The organism is Rothia sp. 88186D007BW (genome assembly GCF_053544215.1).
This window is the reverse complement of the sequence record NZ_JBPPTR010000012.1, coordinates 25,210-45,412: the sequence shown is the minus strand read 5'-3', so window position 1 is coordinate 45,412 and position 20,203 is coordinate 25,210. Positions and strand designations below refer to the sequence as shown.

Here is a 20,203-nt window from a genome sequence, read left to right as displayed (position 1 = left end):
TAGAGGGGCTAGAAAGCTCCTACGCTCTCAATCAGCACCACAGGCGCGCCTTCCTCATTGGATGCGTCCAGATCGATCTTGGCGGTAATACCGAAGTCGTGGTTGTCGTCAGGGTCGGCAAAGATTTGGCGTACCTTCCAGAAACCGGGGTGCTCAGCGGTGTCATCATCAATCTCAATCAGGCGTGGGGAGCGGGCCTCGGCGTCCGTATAAATATCCTCGTACTCATCAAAGTAATCATCCATGGCCTCAGCCCAACGATCGGCATCCCAACCTGAGCGCTCACCGTCAAGTTCGCCCAGTAGCCGGTCGCGTTCGTCCGCAAAGAGCTCCACGCGGCGGAAGAGGGCATTACGCACCATGACTTTAAAGGCGCGTGCATTATCAGTGACCTTGGGGGCAGACTCGGCAACAAGTTCCTCCAAAGAATCTTGTACCGGGGTGCCCTCCTCACCGGCGGCCATGCGCTCCCACTCGTCCACCAGGGAGGAGTCGGTTTGACGGATAACCTCACCCAGCCACTCGATCACGTCGATGAGCTCATCGGTCAGAGCAGATAGGGGCACGGTCTGGCGCAGGGCCTTATAGGCATCCGACAGGTAGCGCAGCAGAATTCCCTCGGAGCGCTCCAGCCCGTAGAACTGGATGTAGTCGCCAAAGCCCATGGCCCGCTCGTACATATCGCGTACCACGCTCTTAGGCTCAACCTCAAACTCCTTCATAAAAGGGGCGCCCGCTGAGTAGGTTTCAAAGGCCGCCTCTAGCAGGTCAGCTAGGGGCTGGGGGTAGGTGATCTTATCGAGCTCAGCCATGCGCTCGTTGTAATCCATGCCCTCAGCCTTCATCTCGGCCAGGGCCTCACTCTTGGCCTTCTTCTCTTGGCCAATGAGCACCTGGCGGGGCTTGTCTAGGGTGGACTCAATCACCGATACCGCATCGAGAGCGTAGGACTCTGACTCCTGATTCAGAAGAGATAAGGACGCCAGGGCGAAGGGGGAGAGCGGCTGGTTCAGGGCGAAGTTCTCCTGCAGCGAGACGGTTAGGCGCACGGTACGGCCAAACTCGTCAGGCTCCGGCAGGCGCTCCACCACGCCCCCGTTCAACAGCTCCCGGTAGATACCAATGGCCTTGCGCTTGAGAGCCCGCTGCTTGATGGGTGGCTCATGGTTAGCGGTCAAAAAGAGCATGACGGTCTCAAAGGGGTCAGCCTCGCGCTGGAGCATATTGAGCATCATGGAGTGAGTCAGCTGGAAGGAAGAAGTCAGTGGCTCAGGTTCTGCGGCAATAATCTGCTCAAAGGTCTTCTCGCTCCAGGCCACAAAACCCTGAGGGGGCTTCTTCTTTTTGCCGCGTAGCGACTGGGCTATTTTCTTCTCATCCCCCTGGAACTTCTCCCGGGCCTTGGCCTCAAGCCGGTCGTTCTCAATTTCGTGTTCGGGGGCCTGAACCACCACGTAACCGGCCGTATCGAACCCGGCTCGGCCTGCGCGTCCTGCGATCTGGTGGAACTCACGAGATTTTAGACGGCGGGTGCGCTGCCCATCAAACTTTGAGAGGGCAGTAATGAGCACAGTACGAATCGGCACGTTGATACCTACACCCAGGGTGTCTGTTCCGCAGATTACTTTGAGCAGGCCAGCCTGGGCCAGCTGTTCTACCAGGCGGCGGTACTTGGGGAGCATACCGGCATGGTGAATACCAATACCGTTTTTAATATATTTCTGTAGCTGCTTGCCGAAGCCTGCCGAGTAGCGGAAGCCTGCGGTCAGCTCGTTGATACGCTCCTTATCTTCCTTGGTGGCAATAGCCAGGCTCATGAGGGAGGCTGCCGTATCAATGGCCTGTAGCTGGGAGAAATGCACAATGTAGACCGGAGCCTGGTGGGTGCTCACCAGCTCATCTACCTTCTCCACTAGGGGCTCACGGGAGTAGGCGTAGTTGAGCGGAATAGGGCGGGTTTCGCTGGTGACCAGGGAGGTTGGGCGGCCGGTGAGCTCGGTCAGCTCGCGTTCAAAACGACTGGTGTCGCCCAGGGTTGCACTCATGAGCAGGAACTGGGCCTGAGGTAAATCAAGTAGGGGGGCCTGCCAGGCCCAGCCGCGCTGGGGGTCTGAGTAGAAATGGAACTCGTCCATAATGACCTGGGTGAGGTCAGCGCCTTCACCCTCGCGTAGCACGATGTTGGCAAGAATCTCTGCGGTGCAGCAGATAAGAGGGGCGTCCGCGTTAATAGAAGAATCGCCGGTCACCATCCCCACGTTCTCGGCTCCAAAGATCTCGCACAGATCAAAGAATTTCTCTGACACTAAGGCCTTAATGGGGGCGGTGTAGTAGGAGCGTTGGCCAGATGCTAACCCCATGAAGTGGGCGGCAACGGCCACCGTGGATTTACCCGACCCGGTGGGGGTAGCCAGAATGACGTTGTGACCGGCCGCTAGCTCAAGTACTGCTTCATCTTGGGCGGGGTAGAGTTCCATTCCCCGGGCTTCAATCCAGGCTAAAAAGGCTTCGTAGGCTTCATCGCCTGTGAGTGGGTTAGAGGCAAAGTCGCCACGGAAATAGGGTTTGCTGTTATCGGCTAGGGAAGGGGAGAGAAAGGGAAGAATCTTCATGGTTCTTCTAGTCTAGTTCAGTTCCCACAGGTGCAATAAATGTGATAGAAAACAATGAGATGCGATTTTTATTGTGGTGGGAAGAAGTAGAGGGTAAGAGTGGTAGATAGCAGTCATAGCACAGTTAAAGAAGAAAAAGTTAAGTTCCGTATTGTCCCGCCGGGCTTCCGCTGGCGTCCTCTCTTTTTTCTGCCCTTCCTGCTCGATATTCTCACCTCTCTGGCCCTTGTTTTTCTGCCGGTTCTGGTGGGCACCATTATTGACCTGCATACTTCTGGTGATGAGGCATCTGCCTGGCGGCTGGTTTGGCTGTTGGTGGGTGCGGTGATATACCTGTCGATTGTGGAGTGTGTGGGCTGGGGCATCACTTTTAGAGTGACAGCCCGTATTGAGCGAGACTGGCGGCTCTATATCTCCCACCTGATTTCTGCTAGCCCTAACCGTGATACCGGGGCCCTGATTGCTATTTTGAACAAGGACGCAAAATCATTGGCTTCTATGTGGCAGCCCATGATTTTAGCTTTCTCTGCGGTGGGTGTGACCGCCCTGGGCACCTGGCAGCTGTGGCGTATTAGCCCGGCCATTGCGGTGGTGGCTCTGGGGGGTCTGATTCTGACCATGCTGACCCTCACCTGGATTTCTAAGATCTTAGAAAAGCACGCGGATCTTTTCCGTGAGAAAGTGGGCGTTTCTACCTCGCGGGCTTCTGATATTGCCTCATCGATTCGCACCATTTTGGGTTTGGGCGCCCAGCGGCGCATGATGGACCGCTACGGGGCTACCGCCCAAGACGTCTACACCTCTCAGATTCGTTTAGAGAGCGTGCAAACCTGGTCGTATGCGGTGCGTAACTTCCTGGTAGGGGCCGTGACCTGGGTGGTGATTGCCTTGGCCCTGCGCGGGGCTGCCCCTGAGGGCGCCTGGATTACGGAAGTCCCCGCTGGCCAGCTAGTCACCGTTGTTGGCCTGATTAATACTCTCAGCGGCCCCATCTGGTCGGTGGAGATGCTGCTCTTTTCCTGGCGTACTGCACGGGTGTCCCTCAAACGCATTGATAAACTTGCAGCTGAAGTTGAGAGGAACTCTCAGCTTGAAGGTAAGGACGCCCCCGCCCCAGTTCCCAGCGCCGTAGCAGGGCAGGTGCTGGTTGAGGTTCCCCGGGCCAGCGCCCCGGTTCACTACATCAACCCGCGCGAAGCCGGGTTGCCTGCCCAAGATTATGCAGAAGCCCTTACAGAGGCCTTACGACTCAGATACAGCCCCTCAAACAACGCCCAGGAGGTCAAAGAGCCTACTGGGGGCGAGCGCGTCCTGCTCTCAGAACCCAACCCCATGATCTTTGCCGGAACCCTGGCAGAGCACCTGCAGATGGGTACCGAGGGGCTGAGCCGCGAGCGCATGATTGACCTGCTCCAGCTCACCGACTCCGAAGAAATTGCCGTCCGGCTCGGCAGCCGGGACCCCGACAACTACCTGGCCAGCACCCTAGCCTCAGAAGGCACCAACCTCTCTGGTGGCCAGCGGCAGCGTCTGGCCCTGGCACGGGCACTGGCCCAGCCAGCGTCCATACTGGTGCTAACTGAACCCTTGAACTCGGTGGATGAGCCTAGCCAGAAGTTCATTCTTAACCAGTTAGAGGCCAAGACGGGGCAACCTGGCCCTCTAGCGCACATCCGCCGCATATATCTGATTTCAACCACGATGGAAGTTGAGCGACGACTGAAAGCAGGTGGCACCTGTGGCTAACCTCCTCCCGATTACTGACGGTAAGAGAACCTGGCGGCTACTGGCCCGGTCGATTCTCAGAACACCGTGGCAGTTTTCCTGGCTTATTGCCCTGTTTGTGGTCTGCTCTGTGGCGACCCTGCTTACCCCTGTGATGGTGGGGCGGGTCATTGACCGAGCTACCCTTGGGCAGTTGAAGAGCTACCCCTGGGCGGAGCTGGCCGTCATTGGTGTGGCTGTGGTAGCCAGCGCCTTACTGACCCGCGCCTGGACCTTCCAAGGCCAGAAGATGGGGGTGCGCCTGAACCGAGATCTGGGTATCGACCTGGTAGGGGCCTCCCTGCACCTTGATGCCCAGACTGTTGAGGACGCTGGCTCAGGTGATCTTGTGGCCCGCCTGACTGATGATGTTGATAGCATCCGCCAGGTGTTGGCTACCGGTCTGCCAGAGTTTGCCCATATCAGTGTCTATATGGTGATTACTGCGGTGACAATTTTTATGCTCAACCCGGTGATTGGTCTGGTGACTGTGCCGATGTTCGTTTTGATGTTGCTGGCTCTGTCAATTTTTCTTCCCAAAATTGCTCTGGCCACGCGGCAAAAAACTGAGGCAGTGAGCGGTCTGACCGTGGTAGCCACCGAGAATATTCGGGGGGCAGGTACTGTGCGAGAACTGGGCATCGAATCCTCGCGAGCCCGTGTGCAGAAGGAGCGGATCTGGGAGGTTTTTAGGGCAAGTGACCGTATTGTTGTGGTGCGCTCTATTTTCTGGTCTGTGGATGCTTTCATCTCTTTCCTGCCCCTGGTTCTAGCTATGGTGTGGGGCGCTTACTGTGTGGAGCGGGGCTGGGCGAGCTGGGGTGAGGTTGCTACCGCCTCAATCATGCTCTTCACCATGCGTATTAACTCAGATATTTTCACCTTCTGGCTTGATCGCCTGCGTGAGATGACCGTTACCATGGGCCGAGTCTTTGGTGTTATTGACCTCTCCACCCAGCAGCAGGCCCGCCGCGGCAGCAAGCAGACAAGTGCCCTGGCGCACCTGCCTGAGCAGGGTGCGTCCGTCCCGATGATTGACCTACAGGGTGTAACTTACGGTTACGACCCCCAGGCCCCTGTTATCAAAGGAATTAACCTACAGGTGGCAGCGGGGGAGAGCCTTGCCCTGGTGGGGCGCTCCGGTTCGGGTAAAACTACCCTGGCTCGCCTGATTGCAGGGTCCCTGACCGCAGATAGTGGAACCGTGCTGGTAGGTAGCCAGCTGGTGGGTAACGGGCTTTACCCCACCCAGGCGGATGCCAGTGGACGGCCCGCTCTGCTCATCTGCACCCAAGAAGCCCACGTTTTTGTGGGCACCCTGGCAGATAACATGAGCGTTGCTGCCCCCACAGCTAGCGCCGAACAGATGCTGACCGCCCTGCGCATGGTAGGTGCTAACTGGGTCGATGACCTACCTGAGGGGTTAGAGAGTCAGATCGGCGGTGATGGCACGAGTCTGACGCGCGACCACATTCAACAACTGGCTCTAGCTCGTATTGTGCTGGCAAACCCCCAGGCGGTAATTCTTGATGAATCCACCACTCAACTTGAACTGGCGGACGCCCGCCAGTCCCTAGCTGCCCTCATGCAGGGCCGCTCTGTCATCATCATCTCTCATGACGCCCGCATCGCCTCTTTAGCTGACCGGGCTGTTCTCCTAGAGGACGGTGAGTTGGTGGCCCAGGGCACCCCGGAAGAGATTTTTGCCCGCGCCTAGGTCAGCCATTTTTCCATCTGGCACTTATCACAGCTGACCCACTAGAATATAAGGGTCACTTACTCGTTCCACAGAAGAAAGCTTCTATGAGCACTAAGCCTTTCCCCTCTGATCTTGAAATCGCCCAGGCCGCAACCCTGCAGCCAATTAGCGAGATTGCCGAAGCATCAGGTATCAATCAAGACCGCCTAGAACCCTACGGCAAGTATGTGGCTAAGGTACAGCTCACCGACGAAACCACCGCAGAAAAGGCCCTAGGCCGCGGCTCTAAATACATTGTGGTCACCGCCGTCACCCCCACCCCCCTCGGTGAGGGTAAGACCGCCACCTCAGTTTCTCTAGCTCAGGGTATGGCAGCAACTGGCCGCAAGGCCATGCTCACCTTGCGTCAGCCCTCAATGGGCCCCACCTTCGGCATCAAGGGCGGCGCAGCAGGCGGCGGCTACTCCCAGATCGTTCCCATGGAGAAGCTCAACCTGCACCTGACCGGCGACTTCCACGCTGTCACCGCAGCCCACAACCTCCTAGCTGCCATTATCGATAACCACCTGCACCACGGCAACGAGCTGCGCATCGACACCCGCGCTATCACCTGGCGCCGTGTCATCGACATGAACGACCGCGCCCTGCGTAACGTCGTCATTGGCCTGGGCGAGCGCATGGACGGTGTACCGCGCGAAACCGGCTTTGACATTACTTCTGCCAGTGAAATCATGGTCATCCTTTCTCTGGCCACTAGCTTCGCTGACCTGCAAGAGCGCCTAGCTAAGGTTGTTATCGGCCTGAACGTCGATGGTGACCCTGTAACCGCTGCTGACCTTAAGGCAGATGGCGCCATGGCCGTCATTCTGGCTGACGCTATCAACCCCAACCTGCTCCAGACCCTTGAGAAGACCCCCGCCTTGATTCACGCAGGGCCCTTTGGCAACATCGCCACCGGTAACTCATCGGTGGTAGCTGACTATGTTGGCCTAGAGCATGCCGACTACGTGATTACTGAGGCTGGTTTCGGTGCAGATATGGGTGCGGAGCGCTTCTTTAACGTCAAGTGCCGTGTCTCTGGTCTGAAGCCGGACGCCGCCGTGCTGGTCGTCACCGTCCGCTCTCTTAAGTCTCATTCAGGCCGCTACAAGATTGTGCCGGGTAAGCCCCTGCCTGAGGGCCTGCTAGCTGAGAACACTGGCGATGTTGAGGCTGGTGCCGCTAACCTGCTGAAGCACATTGAGATTGTGCGTTCCTTTGGTGTGCAGCCGGTGGTTGCTATTAACGCTTTCCCCACCGATTTTGAGTCAGAGCATGAGACTATTCGTCGTATCGCTGAGCAGGCTGGTGCGCGTGTGGCTATCCACCGCGGCGTAGCTGAAGGCGGTAAGGGTGTTACTGATCTTGCGGACGCTGTTGCCGCAGCTTGCGATGATGTGAGCGAGTTGACCTACACCTACGAGGATGAGGACAGCCTGACCACCAAGATTGAGAAGGTTGCCACCAAGGTTTATGGGGCAGATGGTATTGAGGTTGCCCCGGTTGCTGCCAAGCAGTTGGCCCGCTACGAGGAGCTAGGCTACGGTAACCTGCCGGTTGTTATCGCCAAGACCCACCTGTCTATCTCCGCTGATGCTTCCTTGAAGGGGGCCCCCACCGGCTGGACCTTGCCTGTGCGTGAGGTGCGCCTGGCTGCTGGTGCTGGCTACGTTTACGCTATCTGCGGCACTATGCGTACCATGCCGGGTCTGGCTAAGTCCCCGGCTGCTGAGCGGATAGGTTTTGACGAGAACGGCACCATGGTCGGCCTCTTCTAAACCGGCCTTAAAGCGGTAGGTACCAGCTAACTCGGTTATACCCACGAACTAGGTGGGTATAACCGAGTTAGCTGGTACCTTCCTCTGTTAAAGAGCTCTATTTACTCTTGTTCAAAACCTTCAGCCCTCAATTCATCGGGCTGGCACACTGTCCCGTCCTTGGGCACGGTGCCCTCCACTAGGTAGGCGGTTGCCAGCTTATCGACGCAGGTAGAGCGACCCGAGAAGGACGCCCCGTGCCCAGCTCCTTCAAGCGTTACGAAGGAAGCCTTACCCAGCTGACGGGCCAGCTCCTGGCCGTGCTGGTAGGGAGCGGCATGGTCCCCGGTAATACCAATGACCAGCAGGTCGGTTGATACCTTGGACGCGTCAAACGAGGTCGTAATATCGGTGCCGGTCGCGGGCAAAACCGGGCAGTCAAACTCGGTAAATTCAGCCAGCACTTCATCGGTAATCTCAGGGCCACCGATAAACTCGGGTACGCCAACCTCCTTCATGTGGGCGAGCAGGGCCTCTACATCGGGGATCTTGGGCTTAGAAGGGCAGACCACCAGCTGACCCGCTGTATCAATCTCTGCGCTGTTGGCCGCAATCATTTCAGCCAGAGTATCAATGGACTCTTTGTCCCCAGCCTTAGCCTTACCCAGTAGATCCAGTCCGTCACCCTGCATCACGTCCGGCCCGTAGAGCTGGCTGATCAGGTAGTCCCGTAGCGCAGAGCCGGTAATCTCGGTGCCGTCAGTGGCCACCAGGGGCTTATCGGTCAGAGACTTTTGATAGTCCAGCATCTGGCGCTCGCTGGTGAAGGGGCAGGTCACCGCGTCCCCCTCTGAGGTGGCGAGCTCAGAGCAGCGGTCTGCTAGGGCACCAACAGCTTTAGATACGGCCACCATCTGGTCGTAACTGTGGGTGAGAGCTCCCCACTGGGCGTTTTCAGCAGAGTCGAGCACCATGCGTCCTGCCTTCTCAGGGAAGAGAGTAGCGTAGGTTGCCCCCAGCATAGTGCCGTAGGAGTAGCCCAGATAATCCAGGCGCTCGCCTCCGGCCAAAGAACGCAGAAGTTCCATGTCGCGGGCTACCTGGGAGGTGCCCATGTAGTTGGCAACCTCCGAACTGGCAGCGCACTCGGCTAGCTGCACAGCAGCTACCTCAGACTCAGACTCGCAGATAACGGGGGATGAGGCCCCTATACCGCGGGGGTCAAACCCCCAGAGCTGGTGACTTTCCAGTACAGGGGCAAAGGACGGTTCGGTGGCCAGTGACATTGCGTGCTGAATTCCGCCGATTCCGGGCCCACCGGGGTTGGTAAAGAGGGGAGCCTGCTGGCCGCCTGTCGATACAGTACGGCTGACGGCCAGCTCGACGGTGCGGTTGTCTTCTGGGTCGCCCCAGTTCAGCGGGGCGGTGACGGTTCCACACTCGTAGTTGGCGTAGTCAAAGCCTGTTTCCTTCAAAATTTCTTCGTTCTCGGGTGAGAAGCCGCTGTGCTCGGCTGTGCATTCACCCCAGCTGATGCTCTGATCGTAGAAGTTCTCAAAGTTTTCCCGCTGCCAGGTTGCCCCGTGGGATGGGTCAGCGGCTGGGGCTATGGTCTGCTCTGAGGGTTGCTGGGCTGTGGGAGCGTCGAGGCTGCACCCTGCCAGTGCCAGGGCACTGATGGTGAGGACGGCTGTGGTCAGGTAGGTGGCACGACGGCAGGCTAATCGGGGGATCGCGGTGGTCACGGTTATCTTCTTTCTGTGACCGGTTGTGCGAGCCTGCCCTATACCGGAGGCAGGCCCGCCAACCAATCAGGTGAGAACGGTTTTCATATGTCTGTAAAAACCAGTGTAGTCTCACACCTGTCTTAAGAAATCAGCCGTCAGGATGAACCTGCTACCCCGCCGCTAGGCGGAGAATTTACTCAGCCCAGTTCCTTTTGGGGGAGGTACCGCCAATACCTGCGTTGAAGGTGTTGGTGGGGTCCAGCTCCTTGAAGTGTTCCACCATGGCCTCTGGCATGTGGTAGAGACGCCCGTAGTTGTGTTCAGCAGGTAGTTTGGCACCACGGGCCTCCAACAACTCCTGAATCTCGTCGTGCAGCTTGTGGGGGTCAACACCCTTTTTCGCTACATAGTCTTGGTGCATGACGTGGCAGAAGAAGTGTCCGTAGTAGGCGGTGACATCCAACTGGTCGGCAATTTCTGGCGGTAGGGTCTCAAGCCAATCCCAGTCATCTCGCCGCAGGGCAACATCGATGGGGATCAGCTCACCGAGCTCTTTACGTTTCATGGCAGCATAGCGGGTAGCTGCACTGGCTGCCCCGAAACGGTGAAGGTTGGCGCTTTTAGCCTCGTCCGCCGTGCAGATGAAGAAGTCACCCTCATGCTCTGGGGTTGCGAAGAAGTCTGTGAGCATGGTTTCGGTCTGAGCTTTTTGGGCCTGGCTGACGGTGAGTAGCAGGTGATGTTCGAAGCGGTTACGGTAGTCCCGTAGCCGTTGGGGAAGTTGGCTGGGTACCAGGTCAAACATGCGCTGGGAGACCGTATCTGCAAAGGTTGGCCCGATTCCTGGCACCTTACCGAAGACCCCGTTAGCCCAGGTCTTGAAGGCAAACATGCGGGTTTGTAGGGCAGAGCTCATGTATTTGAGGAAGACGAAGGTGTCTTTACCGTACTTTTCTGCCAAATCGAAGGCGCTACGGCCCATGTACTCACCTGAGATGGGCAGGGGCATATCGGCTTGGAGGAAGATACGGCGAATTTCTTCAAGTTCACGGGGGCTGTGCGTGCCAATGTAGAACATGGCCGGGTTCTTCTCCAGCGGGAAGGTGCGGGTTCGCACAGCAAAGACCATGATTTTTCCTGCCGAGCCGGACGCCTCAAAGAGGTATTCGGGGTTGGCGTTGTAGCGGGCGGGGGTCGGCTCCATTTTTCGCAGGTGGGCGGCATACTCAGTTTCGCTACTGTCAGCAGGGGCCGGGGTGACGTCCTGCGCCGACCAGTCGCCCTCTTGTAGACGCTGGAGGGCGGTCTCGGGGTCTTCACCCAGGGTAATGCCTAGGTGGTTGATGAACTCGACCTTGCCCTGTTCATTGACGCGGGCGTAGATAGCTTCGCGGGTGAAGGCCGGACCCTTACGGATCTGGCTACCACCGGAGTTATTGGCAATACCACCGATGACCGAAGCACCAATGGAGGTTGACCCGATGACCGAGTGGGGTTCACGGCCGTGCGGGGCCAGCTCTTCGGTCAGGTGGGTGAGGGTGGCCCCTGCCAGGGAGATTGCCTCCTGGGCGTTGTTAATAAGGTGTACCCGGTTAATGAGGTGGGTGGAGATGAGGACGATGGGCCGGTCATAGTCCTGGAAGCCTGGGCCAGAGCCACCGGTCAGACCCGTATTGGAGGCCTGGGGAATGACCATGAAATTGTGGTCCACACAGACCTGCAGGGCCTTCCACATCTGCACCAGGGTGGTGGGGCGTAGCACAGCTAAGAGGGGGCCGCCACCGAACCGGTAGCCCTTACTGTAGGCCATGGTAGTCCGCTCTGAGGTGAGCACATGCTCAGTGCCAACAATATCTTTGAGAGCCTTGAGGGCCTCTTGATGGGCTCCTGTGGGGGTGGGGGAAGTAGTCATATCATATCTTTCTATTGGGTTGGAACTTGCACCTGGGAACTGAGGTCCTGTGCGCTAAGACAGTTGCTAGAGAGGAGAGTTACTGGGTGTATTCGTAGCTAGGGTTTTCGTCGTGGTTTACCAGCCCCGTTCCTTCCATTCGGGCAGCTGGGGGCGCTCCTTGCCTAAAGTAGTGGAATCGCCATGGCCCGGGAGCACCAGGGTGCTATCGTCAAAGCGGTCAAAAATACGCTCTGACACATCAGCAAAGAGCTGCTCAAAATCCTGGGGCGAGTTTGTTTTACCCAGCCCGCCGGGGAAGAGTGAATCCCCGGTAAAAAGGAGAATCTGCTCACCGGCGTCCTCACCGCTGGTAGGTGCTCGCAGGGCCAGGGCGATAGAGCCAGGAGTGTGCCCGCGCAGCGAAATGACCTCTAGGTCAATACCTGCCAGGGTCAGGTGCTCGCCGCCAACTAGGCGTTCTTCAACTTCTACGTCTTCTTGCTCAGCGATGGCCTGCGCATCGGGGGCGCCGCAGTAGGTGGTTGGGCCCCAGGCCTCAATTACCTGGTGCAGGGCGCGAATATGGTCCCAGTGAGAGTGGGTGGTGATCAGGGCGCGGACGCTTGCCCCCGGCTGATTACCTGATGCGGGGCAGTCGGTGGTGGCAGCTTGTTGAACTAGGGTTTCTATGGCAGGGAAATCGTCGGCGGCGTCAATAAGCACCTGCTCCCCGCTTGCCCGATTGGTGAGGAGGTAAACATTGTTTTCCATCTCTGATACGGCGATGGATCGAACGGTGAGGGTGTCAGACTCAAAAATTAGGGTATTAGCTAGGTCACTCATGGCTCCATTCTAGACCTGTACTCTAACTTTCTACCACCTGTGACTCTCACCCCCCAGGGGTAGAGAATATGGCAGCAAGAGGGAAGGGTACTACTTTTCTTAGGCACCCAAAACCTATAGAATATATCTTCGAAACATTCTCTGAGATAGGTGACTCATGGCAGGCTCAGCCACCCAACCCATCGGCAACGACCTCACCCACATCCGGGTACAGGGCGCCCGCGAAAACAACCTCAAAAACATCAACCTCGACATCCCCCGCGACGCCATGGTCGTCTTCACCGGCCTCTCCGGATCCGGCAAATCCTCCCTGGCCTTCGACACCATCTTCGCCGAAGGCCAACGCCGCTACGTCGAATCCCTCTCCTCCTACGCCCGCATGTTCCTAGGGCAGGTCGATAAGCCCGACGTGGACTTCATCGAAGGCCTCTCACCGGCAGTCTCCATCGACCAAAAATCAACCTCTAAGAACCCCCGCTCCACCGTAGGCACCATCACCGAAATCTACGACTACATGCGCCTACTCTGGGCGCGAGTAGGCCACCCCCACTGCCCCGAATGCGGCGAAGAAATCTCCAAGCAATCCCCCCAGCAAATCGTTGACATTCTCATGGGCTACCCCGAGAAAACCCGCCTGCAGGTGCTGGCCCCCGTCGTCTCAGCCCGTAAAGGCGAGTTCGTCGACCTCTTCAAAGAGCTCTCCACCGCCGGCTACTCCCGCGCCCGCGTAGACGGCAACGTCATCCAACTCACCGACCCACCCAAACTCGAAAAACAGTACAAGCACACCATCGACGTTGTCGTTGACCGCATCGCCATCAAAGAGAGCGTCCACCAGCGCCTGACCGACTCCATCGAAACCGCCCTCTCCCTAGCTGACGGCAAGGTACTCATCGACTTCGTAGATGAGGACGCCAATACCCCAGGCCGCACCCGCTCCTTCAGCGAAAACCTGGCCTGCCCCAAGGGCCACCCCCTGGCCGTTACCGAGGTAGAGCCCCGCGCCTTCTCCTTCAACTCTCCCTTCGGCGCCTGCTCAGCCTGCGACGGCATCGGATCCACCCTAGAGGTAGACACCGACCTCATCGTGCCCAACCCTGACCTCTCCCTGGCCGAAGGCGCTGTCGCCCCCTGGGCCACCGGCAAAGCCACCAGTGAATACTGGCTCCGCCTCCTAGCAGGCCTAGCCGAAGAACTAGACTTTGACCTAGCCACCCCCTTCAAAAACCTGCCCGCCAAAGTCAAAAAAGCCATCCTGCACGGCAAAGACTACAAGGTCACCGTGGCCTACAAAAACCGGTTCGGCCGTGAACGCCGCTACACATCCGGCTTTGAAGGTGCCAGCGCCTACATCAAACGCAAGTACGAAGAAACCGAATCAGACTGGTCTAAAGACCGCTACGAACAGTACATGCGCAAGGTAGCTTGCACCTCCTGCCAGGGCGCCCGCCTCAACCCCACCATCCTGGCTGTGACCGTTGGCGGCAAATCCATCGCCGAGGTCACCGAGATGCCCATGCGAGAGGCCCTCACCTTCATGCGCTCGCTGACTCTCAGTGAGCGTGAGGCAAAGATTGCTGAGCTGGTGCTTAAAGAGATTGATGCTCGCCTGCAGTTTTTGTTAGATGTTGGCCTGGACTACCTGAACCTGGCCCGCTCGGCCGGTACTCTCTCAGGTGGCGAGGCCCAGCGCATCCGCCTAGCTACTCAGATTGGCTCCGGTTTGGTGGGCGTGCTCTATGTGCTTGATGAGCCCTCTATTGGTCTGCACCAGCGTGATAACCGCCGCCTGATTGAAACTCTCACCAAGCTGCGCGATATGGGCAACACCCTGATTGTGGTGGAGCACGATGAAGACACCATGAAAGAAGCCGACTGGATTGTGGACGTTGGCCCCGGCGCAGGTGAACACGGCGGCCAAATCGTTCACTCTGGCACCTTCGCAGAGCTTCTTGAGAATAAGGAATCGGTAACCGGTGACTACATGGCTGGGCGTCGGGCCATCGAGGTTCCTACTACCCGCCGTCCGGTTGACCCTAAGCGCACTATCAAGGTGGTTGGGGCCCGGGAAAATAACTTGAAGAATGTGGATGTGGAGTTCCCCCTGGGTGTGCTCACCGCCGTCACCGGTGTCTCCGGGTCGGGTAAGTCTACCCTGGTCAATGACATTCTCTACACTGCTCTAGCAAATAAGCTCAACGGGGCTAAGCAGGTGCCGGGGCGGCATAAGACCATCACCGGCCTTGATCAGCTCGATAAAATTATTCACGTTGACCAGTCACCCATTGGTCGCACCCCGCGCTCCAACCCGGCTACCTACACTGGTGTTTTCGACCATATCCGTAAGCTCTTTGCTGAAACCACCGAAGCGAAGATGCGCGGCTACCAGCCTGGCCGTTTCTCCTTCAACGTCAAGGGCGGACGCTGCGAAGCCTGCTCTGGTGATGGCACCCTCAAAATTGAGATGAACTTCTTGCCCGATGTGTATGTGCCTTGTGAGGTGTGTAAGGGTAAACGCTATAACCGCGAAACCCTGGAAGTGCACTATAAGGGTAAGACCATTGCCGATGTGCTGGAAATGCCAGTTTCAGAAGCTGCCGAATTCTTTTCTGCCTTCACCAAGATTTCGCGCTACCTCGACACCCTGGTGGACGTTGGCCTGGGCTATGTGCGGCTAGGCCAGTCAGCTACTACCCTCTCTGGTGGTGAGGCCCAGCGCGTGAAGCTGGCAACTGAACTGCAGAAGCGGTCCAAGGGCCGTTCTATCTATGTGCTCGATGAGCCTACCACCGGCCTGCATTTTGAGGATATCCGCAAGCTCTTGGGTGTTGTCCAGGGGCTGGTTGATAAGGGTAATACCGTCATCACCATTGAGCACAACCTTGATGTTATTAAGAGTGCTGACTGGCTGATTGACATGGGCCCAGAAGGCGGTGACGGTGGTGGCACTGTGTTAGCTACTGGCACCCCTGAGCAGTTGGCTACCGTACCTGAGTCTCATACCGGGCGCTTCTTAGCTGAGATACTCTAGGGCACCGGTACCCCGCCGGGGTATGCTAAATAGGTCAAAAAAGCCCTTAAAATTCAAAAAGCATCTTCTGGCCGGGGTACCATTTTCAGGTAAACCCCCATGAAGTGTGCACCAAGGAGTTCTCATGTCCCTCAAATACAAGGTAACTCAAAAGACTATCGAAGCTCTTCTTCGTACGGTCTTTCGCGCCCGCGTCACCGGCCTTGAGAACTTCCCCGCTGAAGGCCCCGTCATTGTTGCCTCTAACCACCTGGCCTTCCTGGACTCGGTCATCATTTCAGCTCTCATGCCTCGCCGGGTTGCCTTCCTGGCAAAATCTGAATACGTCAATTCGCCGGGGCTTAAGGGGAGGGCTATGAAGGCCCTCTTCCAGGCTATTGATATTATTCCGGTCAATCGTACTGACAAAAAAGAGTCGATGAAGGCTCTTGAGACTGCCCTTGAGCACCTGAATCAGGGCAAGGTTTTCGGTATTTACCCTGAAGGTACTCGTTCGCGTGATGGCTACCTTTATAAGGGGAAGATTGGAGTGGCCTGGCTTGCGCATATGACGGGGGCGACCGTGGTGCCTATTGGTTTGATTGGTACCGATAAGATTCAAAAGCCCGGTTCTAATATGGTCTACCCTCACCGTTTTACGGTGCGGGTGGGTGAGCCGATGGCTTTTGAGAAGCTGGGGGAGCGTATGAGCGGTAAGCAGCGCCGCCAGAGCACCGACCAGATTATGGACGCTATTGCCCAGCTTTCTGGTCAGCCCCGCAAAAACGAGTACAACGTCTCACCGTCAGCAGAGCGTGACGGGGGAGCCTAGCCCCGTGTCACCGTGCCGGTGGGGGCTGTTACCGCACTTTATCTAGCGCAAAGGACCTGATATACGTGGCTGATCCTGCATCCTACCGCCCGGCATCTGGCGAGATTCCTACCAACCCTGGGGTCTATCGCTTCCGCGATGAGGTGGGCCGTATTATCTACGTGGGTAAGGCCAAGAACCTGCGCAACCGCCTGAACTCTTATTTTGCCCGCGTAGATTCTTTGAGCCCTAAAACCTACGCTATGGTGCATACTGCCGCTTCGGTGGAGTGGACGGTTGTGGGTAGTGAGCTGGAGTCGCTGCAGTTAGAATACACCTGGATCAAGGAGTATAAGCCGCGCTTTAATATTGCCTTCCGTGATGATAAGTCCTACCCCTACCTTGCGGTGACGCTCAAGGACCGTTTCCCGCGCGCCCAGGTCATGCGTGGGGAGAAGAAGAAGGGGGTGCGCTATTTTGGCCCCTATTCTCAGGCCTGGGCTATCCGCGAAACGCTGGATGCTCTTCTGCGGGTCTTTCCGGTGCGCACCTGCTCTACCGGTGTTTTTAATCGGGCGCAGGCCTCTGACCGGCCCTGCCTGCTGGGCTATATTGATAAATGTTCGGCTCCCTGTGTGGGGCGGGTGAGCCGTGAGGATCACCAGAAGATCGCTGAGGATCTTTGCTCCTTTATGGCTGGGGGTGCTGAGAAGTTCATTGCTGGGCTGACCCGGCAGATGAAGGAGGCAGCAGCCGACTTTGATTTTGAAAAGGCGGCTCGTTTGCGCGATGATGTTGAGGCCCTGACGAAGGCCTTTGAACGGAATGCTGTGGTCTTACCTGATTCTGTTAATGCTGATCTTTTTAGTTTTGTTGAAGATGATTTAGAGGCCGCAGTGCAGGTTTTCTATGTGCGCGGCGGGCGTATTCGCGGTCAGCGCGGCTGGATCGTTGAGAAGGTCGAAGATTCTACGCCCCAGTCCCTGGTGGATCATCTGCTGGTGCAGGTCTATGGTGAGGCCGCTGCTGCCCTGGCTGCGGGGTCTACTGAAGAAGAGATCAACCATACTCTCAATGAGATACCTAGCCAGATTAATGTTCCGGTGCTTCCTGAGAACCATGAGAAGCTTGAAGAGTGGCTCTCTGGGGTGCGCGGGGCCAGGGTTAGCATTAGTGTGCCTCAGCGCGGTGATAGGGTCGCTTTGATGGGAACCGTAGCCGAAAATGCGAAGCAGGCCTTGACCTTGCATAAAACTCGCCGGGCAGGGGATTTGACTACGCGTTCTGCCTCCCTGGTGGAGCTTCAAGAAACCTTAGAGCTACCCGAGGCGCTGATGCGCATAGAGTGCTACGACATTTCTCATGTTCAGGGCACCAACGTGGTTGCCTCTATGGTGGTGTTTGAGGACGGCCTACCTAAGAAAAGTGATTACCGTAAGTTCTCTATCACTGGGGAGGCTGCCCGTGACGATACAGCTAGCATGTATGACGTCATTTACCGCCGTTTCCGCCGCTACCTTTCTGATGAGGCCCCAGGGCGCCGGGTGCGGGCGTCCGGAGAAATTAGCGAGCAAGAGCTGCACAGTAAGGAACCAGCTAAGTTCGCCTACCCACCTAACCTGGTGGTGGTGGATGGCGGTCAGCCCCAGGTTGCTGCTGCTACCCGGGCTCTGGAAGATTTGGGCATTAGCGATATCTATGTGGTGGGTATTGCTAAGCGTTTGGAAGAGCTCTGGTTACCTGGCGATGATTTTCCTGTCATTTTGCCTCGAACCTCTAACGCCCTCTACCTGATTCAGCGTATCCGCGATGAGGCCCACCGTTTTGCCATTACTTTCCACCGCTCTAAGCGCGGTAAAGAGATGGTCAAGTCAGCCCTTGATACTGTGCCTGGGCTGGGGCCAGCTAAACGTGAAGCTCTTATCAAGCATTTTGGTTCGCTCAAACAGTTATCTGAAGCCAGTGCCGAAGAACTTCAGGCTGTTCCCGGCATTGGCCCGGCTATGGCCCAGAAAATTCTTGACCGTTTCACTACGGGCCCTGAACCAGGTGCAGGGCGCTAAAAGTGCACTAAGCTAGATATATCTACCGATTATTTTGTGGAAGTGAGAGGCCCCAGCCATGTCATCTAACCCCAGCGAGCAGACCATTAAGCCGCAGATTCTCGTGATTACCGGTATTTCTGGTGCCGGGCGGTCCACAGCAGCTAATACTTTGGAAGATGAGGGCTGGTATGTGGTGGATAATATTCCCCCTCAGATGCTCGGTTCGTTAGCCCAGTTGGTTAAAGATTCACCGGGTACTCTTCCTAAGGTTGCTGTGGGTATTGATATTCGTGCCCGCCGTCAGCTCGCTGATTTGCCTGAGGCTATTAATAAGTTGCGTGCCTCTGACGTTGATTTTTCCATGCTTTTTATGGATGCTGCCGATAAAGATATTATTGCCCGCTATGAGGCGCAGCGTCGCCCGCACCCTTTGCAGAAGGGGGCTCGTGTGGCAGAGGCCATTGCCGATGAGCGGCGTATTTTTGCTGACCTGCAAGAAGAGGCCGATTACATTATTGACACCTCTGGTATGAATATTCACCAGTTGGCTAAGAAGATTCGTGAAACCTATGCTCCTGGTCAGGAGCGGATGGTGAATATTACTGTTATGAGTTTCGGCTTTAAGTACGGTACGCCTTCTGATGTGCATTACATGGCTGATATGCGTTTCATCCCTAACCCTCACTGGGTTCCTGAGCTTCGGGCTCAGACGGGGCAGGATGCGCCGGTGCGTGACTATGTCTTATCCCAAGATGGTACGGAAGAGTTCATGAGCAATTACATTGCTGCTTTGCAGCCGGTGATTGCCGGTTATCGCCGTGAGGGTAAGCTGTATGCGACCTTTGCTATTGGTTGTACTGGTGGTAAGCACCGTTCTGTTGCTGTCAGTGAGGAGATTGCCCGCCGCCTTGGTAGTCTCCAGGACGTTAATATTTCTGTGCATCACCGTGACATGGGGCGTGAGTAATGTCTGAGGCTAACCGTGTGAGCCGTTTCCCTGAGACTGGCCTGCTTCCGGGGGCTGCTCAGGGGCATAACCTGCCTATGAGGGTTACTGCTCTTGGTGGTGGCCATGGGCTGTATGGTTCGCTTTCTGCCCTTAAACTTATTACCTCAGCGCTTACTGCTGTGGTGACGGTAGCTGATGACGGCGGCTCTTCGGGGCGGCTGCGTGAAGAGCTGGATGTGCTGCCTCCTGGTGATTTGCGGATGGCTCTATCAGCTTTGTGTGATGACACCACCTGGGGGCGTACCTGGCGTGATGTGATGCAGCATCGTTTTGCCTCGCGAAGCCCTGAGCACCCCACACCTTTAGAGAATCATGCCCTGGGGAACCTGCTGATTGTTACCCTCTGGGAGCTTTTAGATGACCCTATTGCTGGGCTTGATTGGGCTGGTGCCCTCTTGAATGCTCGGGGGCGTGTATTGCCTATGTCCACGCGCCCGCTGATTATTGAGGGTGATATTGTGACCGTCGATGAGCAGGGCATGACCCTGCGTGATACGGTCCAGGGGCAGGCGACTCTTGCTAAGGCTGGGCGGGTTGATAAGGTTCGTTTGTTACCCGATGATACTGAGGCCTGCCCGGACGCTGTGCGTGCGGTCCATGAGTCTGATTGGGTAATTTTAGGGCCGGGTTCTTTTTATACTTCTTTGCTGCCGCACCTGCTCCTACCTGGTCTGCGTCAGGCAATTCTTAACACTACAGCCCAGATTTGTTTGGTTATGAACCTTGAGTTGGATGGGAAAGAAACCCGCGGCATGAGTGCTGCAGACCATCTGCTCGTTTTGCGTGAATACGTTCCAGAAATTAGGGTTAATACAGTTATTGCAGATCCTGCCACCGCAGGAGACCGCGCAACATTTGAAGATGTAGCAGCCCAGCTTGGGGCGAAAGTGCTGTGGGCTGATGTGGCGGAAGCCGACCAACCTGGCGTCCATGACCCCCTGAAACTTGCAGCAGCTTATAAGCACGTCTTCAAACATTAAGGCCGGCTTGGTG

The 20,203-nt window shown here is 56.8% G+C and carries 12 protein-coding genes; 8 read left to right on the top strand and 4 right to left on the bottom strand.

The genetic code is table 11. From position 1 onward, the window contains the following. Nucleotides 1–8 precede the first annotated feature (8 nt). Nucleotides 9–2,612, bottom strand: coding sequence for a DEAD/DEAH box helicase (locus tag ACEE09_RS07905; protein WP_449083625.1), 2,604 nt, complete (start codon nt 2,610–2,612; stop codon nt 9–11). 99 nt (nt 2,613–2,711) lie between these two features. Between ACEE09_RS07905 and ACEE09_RS07900 the strand changes: the two genes are divergently transcribed. The 3 genes from ACEE09_RS07900 to ACEE09_RS07890 all read left to right on the top strand — a co-directional run bounded on the left by ACEE09_RS07900 (nt 2,712) and on the right by ACEE09_RS07890 (nt 7,892). Beyond that, nucleotides 2,712–4,358, top strand: coding sequence for an ABC transporter transmembrane domain-containing protein (locus ACEE09_RS07900; RefSeq protein WP_449083623.1), 1,647 nt, complete (start codon nt 2,712–2,714; stop codon nt 4,356–4,358). Next, nucleotides 4,351–6,093: an ABC transporter ATP-binding protein gene (locus tag ACEE09_RS07895; protein ID WP_449083621.1), complete on the top strand. Its 1,743-nt coding sequence runs from the start codon at nt 4,351–4,353 to the stop codon at nt 6,091–6,093. The genes ACEE09_RS07900 and ACEE09_RS07895 overlap by 8 nt, the downstream gene beginning before the upstream one ends. Nucleotides 6,094–6,179: 86 nt before the next feature. Then, the gene (locus ACEE09_RS07890) at nt 6,180–7,892 is read left to right on the top strand and encodes a formate--tetrahydrofolate ligase (protein WP_449083619.1); all 1,713 of its coding nucleotides are present in this window, start codon (nt 6,180–6,182) and stop codon (nt 7,890–7,892) included. A 101-nt stretch (nt 7,893–7,993) separates the two neighbouring features. Here the strand turns inward: ACEE09_RS07890 and ACEE09_RS07885 are convergent, their stop codons facing one another. From ACEE09_RS07885 to ACEE09_RS07875, 3 genes are all read right to left on the bottom strand, one after another. Beyond that, nucleotides 7,994–9,616 carry an alpha/beta hydrolase gene (locus ACEE09_RS07885; RefSeq protein WP_449083617.1) on the bottom strand — a complete coding sequence of 541 codons (1,623 nt, stop codon included), beginning with the start codon at nt 9,614–9,616 and terminating at the stop codon, nt 7,994–7,996. A 175-nt stretch (nt 9,617–9,791) separates the two neighbouring features. Continuing rightward, nucleotides 9,792–11,510, bottom strand: a complete 1,719-nt coding sequence (dld, locus tag ACEE09_RS07880) for a D-lactate dehydrogenase (RefSeq protein WP_449083615.1) — start codon at nt 11,508–11,510, stop codon at nt 9,792–9,794. 117 nt (nt 11,511–11,627) lie between these two features. Beyond that, on the bottom strand, nt 11,628–12,335 hold the full coding sequence (locus ACEE09_RS07875; RefSeq protein ID WP_449083613.1) for an MBL fold metallo-hydrolase: 708 nt from the start codon (nt 12,333–12,335) through the stop codon (nt 11,628–11,630). A gap of 157 nt (nt 12,336–12,492) precedes the next feature. Here ACEE09_RS07875 and uvrA point away from each other — a divergent pair, with 157 nt between their 5' ends. From uvrA to ACEE09_RS07850, 5 genes are all read left to right on the top strand, one after another. Next, entirely contained in the window at nt 12,493–15,366 is a 2,874-nt protein-coding gene (uvrA, locus tag ACEE09_RS07870; protein ID WP_449083611.1) for an excinuclease ABC subunit UvrA, read from the top strand. Between the two features lie 124 nt (nt 15,367–15,490). Further along, on the top strand, nt 15,491–16,177 hold the full coding sequence (locus ACEE09_RS07865; protein WP_449083609.1) for a lysophospholipid acyltransferase family protein: 687 nt from the start codon (nt 15,491–15,493) through the stop codon (nt 16,175–16,177). A 65-nt stretch (nt 16,178–16,242) separates the two neighbouring features. Beyond that, nucleotides 16,243–18,219, top strand: a complete 1,977-nt coding sequence (uvrC, locus tag ACEE09_RS07860; RefSeq protein WP_449083607.1) for an excinuclease ABC subunit UvrC — start codon at nt 16,243–16,245, stop codon at nt 18,217–18,219. A 58-nt stretch (nt 18,220–18,277) separates the two neighbouring features. After that, the gene (gene rapZ, locus ACEE09_RS07855; protein ID WP_449083605.1) at nt 18,278–19,168 is read left to right on the top strand and encodes an RNase adapter RapZ; all 891 of its coding nucleotides are present in this window, start codon (nt 18,278–18,280) and stop codon (nt 19,166–19,168) included. A 77-nt stretch (nt 19,169–19,245) separates the two neighbouring features. After that, the gene (locus ACEE09_RS07850; RefSeq protein WP_449083678.1) at nt 19,246–20,190 is read left to right on the top strand and encodes a gluconeogenesis factor YvcK family protein; all 945 of its coding nucleotides are present in this window, start codon (nt 19,246–19,248) and stop codon (nt 20,188–20,190) included. Nucleotides 20,191–20,203 lie beyond the last annotated feature (13 nt).